We start from the raw sequence: 12,330 nt of genomic DNA on the forward strand, positions 1-12,330 counted from the left end.
TGACAAAAAAACCAGAAAATTAGTCATACTGCGTAAGTCCTAGTACTATCTCTTTTGACTAAAAAAGGAGATAAAAGCAGATTTTCTACAGCTTTACCTTGTAATAGGTCAACTAACATCGTCATTGCAGACTCACCCATTTCTAACATTCGTTGGCTGACTGTTGTTAGGGGTGGGGTAATATAACTGCTCAGAGCGATGTTATCAAATCCCACGAGGCTTAAATCTTCTGGTACGGAAATACTTAGTTCTTTGCAAGCTAAAAGAGCGCCAACTGCTACCATATCGTTGTAACAAAAAATGCCAGTTACACCAGCTTCAACTAGTTGAGGTAGCATTTTTTTGCCAATATCAATATCGTTGATGATTTTCGGGTCTTGGTTAATTGCCACCCAAGCCGGATTTTGTGGTAGACCTGCTTGGTTCAGAGCTATTTTATATCCTTCTAAACGCTGTTGATCTGCCTTGCTGCCATCACCCACCCCTAGATAAGCAATAGAAGTGTGTCCCATATCGATTAAATGTTCTACTGCTAAAGAGCCACCTAAGCGATCATCTATAGCCACTGAGTGAAATGTTTTGCCTTGATCTTCGGTGTCTATATTAATTAGAACTGTTGGCACAGTAAATTGTGTTAACTGTTTGGTGTACTGTTTGCTAATTCGTGAGTCCGCTACCAAGATACCGTCTACTCTCCGATAATGAAAATTCTCAATGGCTCCTATTTCTTGCTCAAAATCTCCGTGTGAAGCACTTAACAACACATTCAAGCCGGCAAGTCTGGCAACTTGTTCAATTCCTTCTACTAACTCACCAAAAAAGGGATCGGCAATGGAAGTGACAACTACCCCAACAGTATAAGTGCGTTGAGTTTGTAAACTTTTAGCGATCGCATTAGGAACATAGTTCATCTCCTGTGCGAGTTTTTTGATGTCCTCCCGTACCTGAGAACTAATTAGGGGACTGTCTCGTAAAGCTCGTGAAACTGTGGAATGAGAAACGCCTGCTTTTCGAGCAATATCTTCAATGGAAATCTTTCGTTCACTCATTTTCAGTATTGCTGTAGGTAACGTAAATAAACTTAACATATATTTTATGCACAGGTGTGCAAAGATAAAAAGCATAGGTTATGCACACCTGTGCATAACCTAAAAAAAATTCTTGTGGACTGAAACTCAATACTCAGTACGCAAAACTTTACAAGTCAACTATTCACCAAAAAATCTCATAACCAAATATGAAAAAGTCTTTCCCCTAAGCCATTACACTCTTACACCCCTACCCCCACTCTTGAATCCCTTATCCCCATTTTCAAAACAGGTCGGCATAAATATCTATCGTTAGGATAAGACAGAAAATACCCGCTACAAGGGACGATTAAAGTGGGTTTTAGTTTAGTTAACTTTTCTACACATATTTAAATTTTTCCCAGTTTTTCTACTTAGGATATAGATGGATGTGAAAAAACAGGCGATGTCTAAAGACAAGCTGCTACGCGTCTACGCAGCAACTTTATTAAGTATTGTCAGTGGTACTCTTGTCAGCTGCACAAACATTTCTCCCAATGGCCCAACGGCTGCTGACACTGATACCAATACCCAGACCAACAATGGATCTCCCCATAAATTGCGATCGGTTGGTGTTACCCTGGGGGATTTGAGTAACCCTTTCTTCGTTGTCATGGCCCAGGGAGCCGAGAAAGAAGCCAAGAAAATCGGTGGTGAGGATGTCAGAGTAACTGTAGTTTCTAGCGGCTATGACCTGAACCAGCAATTCAACCAAATTGAGAATTTCGTTGCGGCTAATACTGACCTGATTATCATCAATGCTGCTGACAGTAAAGGAATCAGACCAGCCGTTGACCAAGCAAGGCAAGCAGGTAAGGTTGTAATTGCAGTAGATACGGCAATAGAAGCAGACATAGACGCTACCGTCACCACCAATAATGTGCAAGCGGGAGAAATCAGTTGCCAATATATAGCCGATCGCCTCAAAGGCAAAGGTAATGTAGTCATAGTCAACGGGCCGCCAGTAACATCGGTAATTCAGCGAGTGGACGGCTGCTTGAAAGTATTAGCCAAATATCCCGATATCAAACTACTTTCTAAAGACCAGAATGCAGAAGGTAGCAGAGATGGCGGACTCAGGGTAATGAGTGATTTGTTAGTCACATTCCCCAAGATTGATGCTGTCTTTGCCATCAACGATCCTAGCGGTGTGGGAGTAGACCTAGCCGCCAACCAAGCCAAACGCCAAGACTTTTTCATTGTGGGAGTTGACGGTGCGCCAGAAGCCATAGAAGCGATCGCCTCTGGAGATAGTTTATATGCAGCAACGGCAACGCAAAACCCCAGAGGAATGACGCAAACAGCCATTCAGGTAGGCAACGACATTTTACATGGCAAAAAACCTGAATCACCCAATATTTTGATTCCTGCCAAGTTGATTACGAAAGAGAACGTGAGTACATCTACAGGCTGGTAGGGGTGTAGGGGTGTAGGGGTGTAGGGGAGCAACTGACAACTGACAACTGACTATTGACTATTGACCAATGACAACAAATATTAAAACAGATTTTTCTCCACCTGCGACTGCCACCCCTGTATTAGAAATGCAGGGGATTGCGAAACGATTTCATGGTGTTCCGGCTTTGCAAGGTGTTAATCTCACCATTTATCCGGGGGAAGTTCACGCCCTCATGGGTGAAAATGGGGCTGGTAAAAGTACATTGATGAAAATTCTCGCTGGGGCTTATATTGCCGATGAAGGGGAGATTCGCATCAATGGTAAAGGGGTGAAAATTACCGATCCGGGGACAGCACGCCAAGCCGGTATCAATTTGATTTATCAAGAACTCAATGTTGCACCCAATTTAACCGTTACCGAAAACATTTTTATGGGGAGCGAGTTAACACGGGGTCAATTTTTAGACCGCAAGGCTATGGAACTGGAAGCCCAACAAGTGTTAGCAAGCTTGGGGGCTAGCTTTGCACCAACTGATATTGTTGGCACATTAGCGATCGCCGAACAACAGCAAGTAGAAATTGCTAGAGCCTTGAAAGACAATAGCCGGATTTTGGTAATGGATGAACCAACAGCCGCACTGTCTGACCGTGAGACGGAGCGTTTGTTTGAGGTGATTCGCAAACTCCGCAATGATGGGATTGCCATTATCTACATCAGTCATCGCATGGAAGAAATCTATGCCCTAGCTGACCGGATTAGTGTACTACGGGATGGTCAATACATCGGTAGTTTAACCCGTGAGGAGATTTCTCCCCAGCGATTGGTACAGATGATGGTCGGTCGCTCCATGCAGGACTTTTATGAACATCAAAGGCAAAGCAATCCTGGCCCAGTGGTCCTAGAAGTGAGAAATATTAGTGATGGGCGCAAAGTCCAACCAGCTAGTTTTCAACTGCGGGCTGGGGAAATTCTCGGACTAGCGGGGTTAGTTGGTGCAGGACGCACAGAGGTATCCCGGCTGATTTTTGGCGCAGATCGCAAAGTAAGCGGTGAAGTATTTTTAAATGGCAAAAAACTAGAGATTCATTCCCCCAGTGATGCGATCGCCGTCGGTATTGGCTATGTCCCAGAAGACCGCAAAGACCAAGGTTTATTTCTGGAGATGAGTTCCCGTAAGAACATTGGACTCAATAGACTCAAGCAAGATGCTAATTTGGGCATCGTTAACTGGGGTTCAGTGAATAAGATTGCCACAGATGCAGTAGAAAACTTCCATATCCGCCTGGCGAACTTAGAAATTAGAGCCGTGGATCTTTCCGGTGGGAATCAACAAAAACTGCTGCTGGCGCGTTGGTTAGCCATTAACCCCAGAGTCTTGATGCTAGATGAGCCGACAAGGGGCGTAGATATCGGTGCTAAAAGCGAAATTTACCGGATTATCAGCGACCTATCAGCCCAAGGGGTAGCCATTCTCATGGTTTCCAGCGAACTACCAGAGATTGTGGGCTTGAGCGATCGCGTTTTAGTGATGCGAGAAGGACAACTGGTAGGTGAACTAGACAATAGCATCGGCAAAGAAATCACCCAAGAAAACATTATGCACTATGCAACTGGAGCATCGGAGGTAACCGCATCATGAGTCAAACCTTAAGACCTGCCAACAAAAGACCAAACGAGCATCCCAAATCACGCCAGCGTCAATCAATCAACAATCTTCTGCAAGTTGCAGGTATCCTACCAATCCTGGTTATCATCTGCATTTTATTTTCTCTCCTTAGCCCCAACTTTCCCACAGCAGGTAACGCCGTCAACATCTTGCGTCAGGCCTCAATCAATATTGTGCTGGCAACCGGGATGACATTTGTCATTCTCACCGGCGGAATTGACCTTTCCGTTGGGTCAATCTTGGCTGTATCTGCGGTAGTCACAGTCTTAGTATCCCTGCTTCCTGCATTAGGTTGGGCGGCTGTCCCGGTGGGTTTGTTGACAGGATTACTTTTGGGTTTACTCAATGGCGCTCTCATCACCTTTTTAGATGTCCCCCCCTTTATCGTCACCTTGGGTTCATTAACCGCCTTAAGAGGTGCTGCCTTTTTAATAGCCAACGGCACAACAGTTATTAATCGCAATATCAATTTTGCTTGGATAGGTAATAGCTATGTAGGCTTTCTTCCCTGGCTAGTCATCATCGCCCTATTGACTGTAGCCGTGAGTTGGTTCGTCCTCAGACAAACTGTTTTAGGTGTACAGATATATGCAGTGGGTGGTAACGAACGCGCCGCACGCTTAACAGGTATTAAAGTCAATCGCGTGTTGTTATTTGTCTATGGTGTGAGTGGATTACTAGCAGGTTTAGCCGGAATCATGAGCGCCAGCCGTTTGTATAGCGCCACCGGGATGTTAGGACAAGGCTACGAATTAGATGCGATCGCCGCCGTAATTCTTGGTGGAACCAGCTTCACAGGCGGCATCGGCACCATAGGCGGCACACTCCTTGGTGCATTAATCATCGCCGTTCTCAACAACGGTTTGACCCTCTTAAATATGTCTTTCTTCTGGCAACTAGTCGTCAAAGGACTAGTCATTATCGCCGCAGTCATGATTGACAGACTCCGCAGACGTTCCCGACGGTAAAAGAAGACAAGGGAGCAATCAATTCAAAAATATTGTCTCCCTACTTCCCACTCACTGCTTTCAAGACAACCCAGATAAAACACCAATTTTTGATAATTCTCGAACATAGCAAATAATCTTCAGAGAACCTCTGCGTAACTCTGCGCTAACCTTCCTGTACCTTTGCGTTGAAAAATGAAAACCGGGTTTCTCGTTGCGTGAACAATAGGATCACCAACTGTAAAGGCTGAAAAAATTCTTTGTAAGTTCCAATAATACAAAAGTCGAAATCTCTTAAGGATAGACCTAGCAAGAGATTTCCAACTTGTAATGCAGATTTTTTGCCAACCATAATACTACACCAATGCTGAAACATCTTTTATCTAGTTTTTCGCTCTTATTGTTGACCTCAACCGCAGTCTGGGCTACACCCTTAGATAACTCTGACACCTTACAAGAACAAGTCACATCAGTTTCCCAGTTTTCCGATGTCCAGCCCACCGATTGGGCATTTGCCGCACTGCAATCATTAGTGGAACGCTACGGTTGCATAGCAGGTTATCCCAATTCCATTTATAGAGGCAATCGCCCCCTAAGCCGTTATGAATTCGCCGCAGGTATCAATGCTTGCTTAGATCGCATCAATGAGTTAATTGCCACAGCTACCAACAATTTAGTCAATCAAGAAGACTTAGCAGTATTACAAAAATTACAAACAGATTTTGCCACAGAACTGGCAACCCTGCGCGGGCGAGTAGATAACTTAGAAGCACGAACAGCGACACTGGAACAGCAGCAGTTTTCCACCACCACTAGGCTGAATGGACAAATTATTACTGCCATTAGTGATACCTTTGGTAACAAAGTAGGCAGTACACGGGATGAAACCAACCTATTCTTTGCGACTCGCGGTCGTCTCAATTTAGAAAGCAGTTTCACAGGCAAAGATTTATTGCGAGTCCGGCTGGAATTTGGCAACTTTGCTAATAACAATGGCTCCAGCCAAATAGCCGCCGCCACAGGCACAGGGATGACACGGTTAAACTTTGATAATGACAGCAACAATACACTTTTCGTCCCCCACATCCGTTACTACTTCCCTGTGAGTAATTCCCTTTCCTTCGTCGTCGGCCCCACAGGTATTGGCTACAACGACATCACCGATAACGTGACTCCTGCCACGATCGCCGATGATGGTAATGGGATTCCCTCATTATTTGGTAAAAATAGTCTACTATTCGAGCGCGGTGGCGGTGGTGCAGCCGCTAACTGGAAGATTCGCCCAGACTTGCTTTTAACTATTGGCTATTTAGCCAATAGTCCCAATAACCCCACACCAACCAATGGTTTATTTGATGGTGGCTACAACGCTCTAGCCCATCTCGTCTATTACGGCCAGCAAGGATCAATTGGTGTTGCCTACTCTCATGGATACAACACTCCTGGCACTGTGGATATCACCGCCGGTAGAGGTAGCGCCTTATCCAGCGCCCCCTTTGGCAACAGTATAGCTACTGCTAACAGTATCGTTGGTGTACAGGGATACTATCGCTTTTCTCCCAAATTCCAAGTTCACGCTTGGGGTGGGTATATTTGGGCGACTGCCAAGAACTCTGGTTTTAGTGATATCTCTAATGGCAGGGGTGGTACTGATTCTCTGTTCGTCAACAGTGGTGATAATGCTAATGCTTGGTTTGGGGCAATTGGTATGTCGTTTCCCGATGTGGGTGGTAAGGGCAATTTGCCAGGAATTCTCTTGGGTTTGCCACCACGCGTTTCTAACAGTAACGTCCGTGAAGAGGGGGATAATTCTTACCACCTAGAAGCGTTTTATCGTTGGCGACTTAACGACAATATATCCATAACTCCTGGCTTCTGGATGATTCTTAACCCAGAAAATAATCGCAATAACGATACTCAATATGTGGGAGTAGTTCGTACAACATTCGATTTCTAAGTAAGTTACTGACAAAACAAATGCACCTAACGAGTAGGTGCATTGATTAGGCAATTTCAGAAAGAGCAGTAGTATGTAAAACTAAGTAGGTAATAACTTAGAGTGAATAGAGTTTATCTGAATACGGCATAAAATATCTCAGTAAATCTACTGTATTTTCGACTAAAACTAATGAAAGCAGTGATGATTGGTATTTTTACCATGAGCAAATTTTCTTAAGTAATTAGGACTTATACCAATTCTCTATGAAGTTGCCCCAAGTAAATGATGTAGAGACGTTGCATACAACGTCTCTACAGCGCAGAATAAAGTGCATCAGTCAATAGTCAAAATCAAGGTTTTTGGACTATTGACTATTGACTATTGACCACACTCACAAGAGTTTTTTGAGTCAGTGTGTAAGTCCTAATTACCTGTGTTGCTCTATCATTTAACTTCTTCATACCAAATACCCACGGTTTCAAAAGAAGCATAGGCAAGCTTGAGAAAATTTACCACTCTCTGTTTGCTGATGATGCCAAATTCTTTATATTCTCTTGCATCTGCAAAGGTTAATCTATGCTGGTCTATTATATTTCTTTCTTTATAGGCAAGTTTGGGAAAATCTATAGCCTTAACATTATATTTTTTTACTACCTCTTGGATCGTTGCATCTGAGTTTACGTGTTCCCAGTCATCGCATAGGCCGAGATTTTTCACTAATATATGAGGAACTTTACCACCATAACTATTTACAGACTGCTTAAATAGATTAAGACTGTCATACCCTCCTGTTGACACAAACCACTTACAAAAATCTACTCCTTGCGACTCTCCCAGTTCAATTAAATGATTCTTCTCAATCCATCCCTTAACGGCTCTATGAGATTGAGCCGCAAGATTAGCAATCACTGTTTTATTCATTGCTATCTCAAAAATTTTATCCGCCTTATCTGCGTGCCTTTCATCCTCTGTAAATACCGCATACTGACATATACCTTTGTAAACCCCAGCTACATCTGGATTTGACCTATCGGTTTCTACAGGTACAAATGGCATATTATTATCCAGACAATACTGAATCATCGTTCTAGCGACTAAAGACTTTCCCACCCCTCCTTTTTCTCCATCTATCAAATGAATTGTTGGCATAGCTGCACCTCTCTATTTTTAAACCTAGTATTGATTTCCTGATTTTATCAGGGTTAATGTTGACCAAAAGTTTGCCGCACAGTGCAAATATCATCTTTAGATGATGTTATAGCTTAGTATAAGAATTTGATTTGATGCTTGAACAAATCGCAGTATCTATACGCTAGGCAATGCCCACCATATCATAGTGTTTATAGTTGAGCCTGAGGCAAACTCAAATTCAGGATTTAGCTCATCTGTGTAACATAACTTTACTATCCCTGGTGATTTCCATATATCTCTCTGGAATCACTGGCAATAAAATCATCGATACTTCCTCTCAAGGTTAGATGAAAATCCTCTGTTTCTTGCTCTTCCTTAGTTTTACTTTTGCCTCGTCACAGTTAAGAGAAAACACGGTGAGCAAGGACGGATATAGACAATATGAAAATTTGATTTGATTTTTGTCTAAAATTAGCTATTTGTAGCGTTTTTGCCAAAATTAAAGTACGATCATCGAAGCTTTTCTTGGTTATGCGATCGCTAACAAAGCCTGATTCAGATAACATGATCAAATAGTGCGAAAAAAATTTTGCCTTGGGTTAAGAGGAACTTAACCTGATATAGTTCTCATGTACTATTTAGCCTTGTCTTTTTAGCAATCAAATCAGATTCAGATATTTACTAATTATTTATTAATCTAGATTAAGTATCTTACGAAAATTAATATATAGTCTCACTATGTTTCAGAAGCTAGATATTAAATCAATTTTTTTTAAATTGCTTCGTCTCCCGTTCAAACTGCTACCATCTCAGTTAATTACTCTCACGGTTGTACTAACTCTCCTATTATTTTTGCCACAAACATGGGTCACTTGGCAAGCTTACAATGATTTCAATAGTATTATCAAAAATGAATTAAGACTACAGAGTCTTAGTGAAAAAATTACTTATTATGATGAAGTTCTGACAATGTCAGCACGCATGAATGCTGTAACAGCTAATTCTGTGTGGGAAAGAAGGTATCGTCAATTTGAACCTTTATTAGATGCAGTAATTAAAGAATCTATTCAACTTGCGCCCGAAGTTTATAATAATCAAGATGCTAAGGAAACTGATTTAGCAAATAAACGTTTAGTGGAGATGGAATATAAATCTTTTGATTTAGTAAGAAAAGGCCAAGCACTAGCTGCGAGATCACTTTTACTAAGTTCACAATATGAATCGGAGAAACGAAAGTACGCATCCGGTGTTAATAAAATCAATCAGGCGATCGCTATACTGATAGATGAAAGAGTCTTAAAATATAAAATATATCTATTGTGGTCAATTGGTGGCTCAGTTACTAGCTTGGCTTTTCTTATCCCTTCATGGTTATTGGTATTACGTTTATTAAAGAATTATTTAACAACCAGTAAAATGGCTCAAATAACACTCAGGGATCTCAATTATGAATTAGAGATGCGCGTAGAAAAAAGAGCAAAAGAATTGCGATATAAAAATGATCAACTAACCCAAACATTACAAAAATTACAACAAACTCAGCTTCAATTAATTCAAACTGAAAAAATGTCATCTCTGGGTGAGATGGTGGCTGGTATTGCCCATGAAATAAATAATCCGATTACTTTTGTTAAAAACAACGTTAGTTATGTCAAGGAATACTCCCAGGATTTATTAAACCTAATACGGAGTTATCAAGATTACTATACCCAACCCCCCGATATTATCCAAGTACAAATTAACGAGATAGATTTAGAATTTATCCAGGGAGATTTTATCAAAATCCTCAACTCTATAGAATACGGCACTGATAGAGTTGAGAAAATTGTTAAATCCCTACGTAATTTTTCTCGCCTTGATGAAGCCGAAATTAAATCAGTCGATATTCATGAAGGAATTGATAGCACTTTGATGATTCTATCTCACCGATTGACAGCTATAGACAAACATCCAGAAATTTTGCTCATCAAAGAATATGCTTCATTACCATTGGTAGAATGTTATCCTGGTTTACTCAATCAGGTTTTTATGAATATTCTTGTTAATGCCATAGATGCTTTACATGAATATAATTGGCAACGCACAGATGATGAAATTAAGAATAGCCCTTCTAGGATTCAGATTTGCACTCATCAAATGAATGAATCTTGGATACAAATTCGGATTATCGATAATGGTATAGGTATTCCAGAAAATATTCGTGACAAATTGTTTAATCCATTTTTTACAACTAAGCCACTAGGTAAAGGTACGGGTATAGGATTATCAATTAGTTACCAAATTATTGTGGAGAAGCATACTGGAAAGCTGTACTGTAATTCTACAGAAGAACAAGGTACAGAATTTGTGATTGAAATTCCAATTACTCAAAATTCGTCTACATTCACGAATTAGATAACGCTATTTAACAATTGTCGAAGTAAAAATAGGTGTCCCTGGGCTTTGGGGTTTTTGGACAAGTCTAATAGTTTCTTGACAAACTACTAGTAGAGACTGTTATGTTCCCGGACGAGAGCGAATATGATCGGGTATGTGATGGCGATCGCCTAATATTTCTAATAAAGGGCCATTAACGTCAAATTTTACCATACTTACCGACGCGACCAAAATATTCACCCGATAGCGATAGCGTCCCAAATCAATCCCTAGTAGACTGCAAAGCATAATCCGAATCGTGGCTTTATGGGAAACTACTAAAACATTGCCTTGGGGATGTTTTTCCTGAATTTCCGCAATTACAGGCATAGAACGATTAGCAATATCTACCGCCGTTTCGCCACCTAGTGGTGCATTCCAAGCGGGTTCTGTCAACCATTTGACATAGTTTTCTGAGTAATTCTCTTGGGCAAAGGTTTTACTCTTAGTTTCCCATTCGCCGTAACTACCTTCTCTAAGTCCGTCACGCAACTGCATCTCCATACCAATAGCATCACAAAATGGCTTGGCTGTGGCAATTGTGCGTTTCATCGGGCTAACATAAACCGCTTCCCACTTCAATTTTTGATAAACCTTAGCAAAACTTTCTGCCATCTGCACCCCTTCAGAGGTCAAATCTGCATCAGTTTTACCGCAGAAATTACCACTTTGACTAAAAGTAGTTTCTCCATGTCGCAGTAAATATAAATTGAGTGTCATAGCTTATATTGCGATTGGGATAAAGGAGTTTGTGCAGAAATAAACTACCATCAATCTCACAATCGAGTATGTAACATCTGGACAAAGTAATCAACCCAAAGAGCCAATCAACCACAAAATTTTGAGATGGGACTGACAAAATAAATATAGTAACAAGCTCAATTACGCAACTTGATAAACTGTTGGCTGGGGAAGTGGTTCATTTGTGGCTTCGTAAGCCATAATTAGGGATTCTAACGCTTCAATACCGTTCGCTACAGTTTCCTCATAAGTATCGCCATGAGTGCGCCAATGCTGTCCGGGAAAATCAGGAAATCCAACTAAGAAGCAGTTATCTTCAACAGACCATTGAATTAACATTGGATACTTAAATTTACTCATCTTCCTGATTCTCCTGCTGTTGTTTCTCCTCTACCTCTTTTATAGCTTGTTGTACATCTTTTTCTTGGTAGGGTTTAGCGTCCGAACTATCTTTCCCTGAAACAGTTAGCTTTCCAGCATATAAGGGATTTAACCCGCAAATCATTCGGCTTGCTGCTATTTAGCGCTAATACGTGGGAACACTATGCAATGACAAGTGTTTGCAGGATATCGAAATGAAAAGAAAAAGAATTTTATTGGGAGATAAGGACGTTATTTCAACACAGAAGGATAAAAGCCCTATAAGCGCATCAACATTTAAGGCTAACGAAATTCATTGCTATTTACGCGACAAAATAACAAGAGATATAGGTTCAGAAGCAGCAATTTCCTGGGTGTTTGAAGGATTGCCGTGTGAAGTTATAAGGGAAAATACACCTGAGTGGCAATCTGGGAAAGTTTGGATATCTCTAGAGTTTGTACCGGATGACTTAGAAAATGACAGCGCTAAGGATTTGGCTGAATCTCCTTTAGACGACTTACGCACGGAATTACTTGATAAGAGCTAAATGCCATACCCCGTACCCTTCTAAAATATGCCATTTAAAACGCCATTCGGAATCGCTTATTTAATGCCTTTAAATATGGCATTGTTTTGAAGATATGGGGGTATGTCTACTTGTGGT

11 protein-coding genes are annotated in these 12,330 nt (G+C 41.2%); 6 read left to right on the forward strand and 5 right to left on the reverse strand.

Features of this window, described 5'->3' with window-relative positions; genetic code table 11:
• Positions 1-23: 23 nt before the first annotated feature.
• Entirely contained in the window at positions 24-1,049 is a 1,026-nt protein-coding gene (locus GSQ19_RS16150; protein ID WP_041456200.1) for a LacI family DNA-binding transcriptional regulator, read from the reverse strand.
• A 403-nt stretch (positions 1,050-1,452) separates the two neighbouring features.
• Between GSQ19_RS16150 and GSQ19_RS16155 the strand changes: the two genes are divergently transcribed.
• The 4 genes from GSQ19_RS16155 to GSQ19_RS16170 all read left to right on the forward strand — a co-directional run bounded on the left by GSQ19_RS16155 (position 1,453) and on the right by GSQ19_RS16170 (position 7,036).
• The gene (locus tag GSQ19_RS16155; RefSeq protein WP_011318958.1) at positions 1,453-2,484 is read left to right on the forward strand and encodes an ABC transporter substrate-binding protein; all 1,032 of its coding nucleotides are present in this window, start codon (positions 1,453-1,455) and stop codon (positions 2,482-2,484) included.
• 67 nt (positions 2,485-2,551) lie between these two features.
• On the forward strand, positions 2,552-4,105 hold the full coding sequence (locus GSQ19_RS16160; RefSeq protein ID WP_011318959.1) for a sugar ABC transporter ATP-binding protein: 1,554 nt from the start codon (positions 2,552-2,554) through the stop codon (positions 4,103-4,105).
• Positions 4,102-5,100, forward strand: a complete 999-nt coding sequence (locus GSQ19_RS16165) for an ABC transporter permease subunit (RefSeq protein WP_011318960.1) — start codon at positions 4,102-4,104, stop codon at positions 5,098-5,100. The genes GSQ19_RS16160 and GSQ19_RS16165 overlap by 4 nt, the downstream gene beginning before the upstream one ends.
• A 343-nt stretch (positions 5,101-5,443) precedes the next feature.
• Positions 5,444-7,036, forward strand: a complete 1,593-nt coding sequence (locus GSQ19_RS16170; protein WP_011318961.1) for an iron uptake porin — start codon at positions 5,444-5,446, stop codon at positions 7,034-7,036.
• A 426-nt stretch (positions 7,037-7,462) separates the two neighbouring features.
• Here the strand turns inward: GSQ19_RS16170 and GSQ19_RS16175 are convergent, their stop codons facing one another.
• Entirely contained in the window at positions 7,463-8,167 is a 705-nt protein-coding gene (locus tag GSQ19_RS16175; RefSeq protein WP_011318962.1) for a P-loop NTPase family protein, read from the reverse strand.
• A gap of 720 nt (positions 8,168-8,887) precedes the next feature.
• On the opposite strand from GSQ19_RS16175, the gene GSQ19_RS16180 reads away from it, so the two are divergent.
• The gene (locus GSQ19_RS16180) at positions 8,888-10,543 is read left to right on the forward strand and encodes a sensor histidine kinase (RefSeq protein ID WP_011318963.1); all 1,656 of its coding nucleotides are present in this window, start codon (positions 8,888-8,890) and stop codon (positions 10,541-10,543) included.
• A 102-nt stretch (positions 10,544-10,645) separates the two neighbouring features.
• Here the strand turns inward: GSQ19_RS16180 and GSQ19_RS16185 are convergent, their stop codons facing one another.
• The 3 genes from GSQ19_RS16185 to GSQ19_RS29750 all read right to left on the reverse strand — a co-directional run bounded on the left by GSQ19_RS16185 (position 10,646) and on the right by GSQ19_RS29750 (position 11,810).
• On the reverse strand, positions 10,646-11,284 hold the full coding sequence (locus tag GSQ19_RS16185) for a histidine phosphatase family protein (protein ID WP_011318964.1): 639 nt from the start codon (positions 11,282-11,284) through the stop codon (positions 10,646-10,648).
• A gap of 162 nt (positions 11,285-11,446) precedes the next feature.
• Positions 11,447-11,665: a type II toxin-antitoxin system HicB family antitoxin gene (locus GSQ19_RS16190; protein WP_011318965.1), complete on the reverse strand. Its 219-nt coding sequence runs from the start codon at positions 11,663-11,665 to the stop codon at positions 11,447-11,449.
• The gene (locus tag GSQ19_RS29750) at positions 11,658-11,810 is read right to left on the reverse strand and encodes a hypothetical protein (protein WP_185478986.1); all 153 of its coding nucleotides are present in this window, start codon (positions 11,808-11,810) and stop codon (positions 11,658-11,660) included. Before GSQ19_RS29750 ends, GSQ19_RS16190 begins: the two co-directional genes overlap by 8 nt.
• Positions 11,811-11,880: 70 nt before the next feature.
• On the opposite strand from GSQ19_RS29750, the gene GSQ19_RS16195 reads away from it, so the two are divergent.
• On the forward strand, positions 11,881-12,213 hold the full coding sequence (locus tag GSQ19_RS16195) for a KGK domain-containing protein (protein WP_153228494.1): 333 nt from the start codon (positions 11,881-11,883) through the stop codon (positions 12,211-12,213).
• Positions 12,214-12,330: the final 117 nt, after the last annotated feature.

It is taken from the genome of Trichormus variabilis 0441 (assembly GCF_009856605.1).
Lineage (GTDB): Bacteria > Cyanobacteriota > Cyanobacteriia > Cyanobacteriales > Nostocaceae > Trichormus > Trichormus variabilis.

Excerpts from the sequence above, each read along its gene's own strand:
- GSQ19_RS16150 (WP_041456200.1), bottom strand. The coding sequence starts at position 1,049 with ATGAGTGAACGAAAGATTTCCATTGAAGATATTGCTCGAAAAGCAGGC.
- GSQ19_RS16155 (WP_011318958.1), top strand. The coding sequence starts at position 1,453 with ATGGATGTGAAAAAACAGGCGATGTCTAAAGACAAGCTGCTACGCGTC.
- GSQ19_RS16160 (WP_011318959.1), top strand. The coding sequence starts at position 2,552 with ATGACAACAAATATTAAAACAGATTTTTCTCCACCTGCGACTGCCACC.
- GSQ19_RS16165 (WP_011318960.1), top strand. The coding sequence starts at position 4,102 with ATGAGTCAAACCTTAAGACCTGCCAACAAAAGACCAAACGAGCATCCC.
- GSQ19_RS16170 (WP_011318961.1), top strand. The coding sequence starts at position 5,444 with ATGCTGAAACATCTTTTATCTAGTTTTTCGCTCTTATTGTTGACCTCA.
- GSQ19_RS16175 (WP_011318962.1), bottom strand. The coding sequence starts at position 8,167 with ATGCCAACAATTCATTTGATAGATGGAGAAAAAGGAGGGGTGGGAAAG.
- GSQ19_RS16180 (WP_011318963.1), top strand. The coding sequence starts at position 8,888 with ATGTTTCAGAAGCTAGATATTAAATCAATTTTTTTTAAATTGCTTCGT.
- GSQ19_RS16185 (WP_011318964.1), bottom strand. The coding sequence starts at position 11,284 with ATGACACTCAATTTATATTTACTGCGACATGGAGAAACTACTTTTAGT.
- GSQ19_RS16190 (WP_011318965.1), bottom strand. The coding sequence starts at position 11,665 with ATGAGTAAATTTAAGTATCCAATGTTAATTCAATGGTCTGTTGAAGAT.
- GSQ19_RS29750 (WP_185478986.1), bottom strand. The coding sequence starts at position 11,810 with ATGATTTGCGGGTTAAATCCCTTATATGCTGGAAAGCTAACTGTTTCA.
- GSQ19_RS16195 (WP_153228494.1), top strand. The coding sequence starts at position 11,881 with ATGAAAAGAAAAAGAATTTTATTGGGAGATAAGGACGTTATTTCAACA.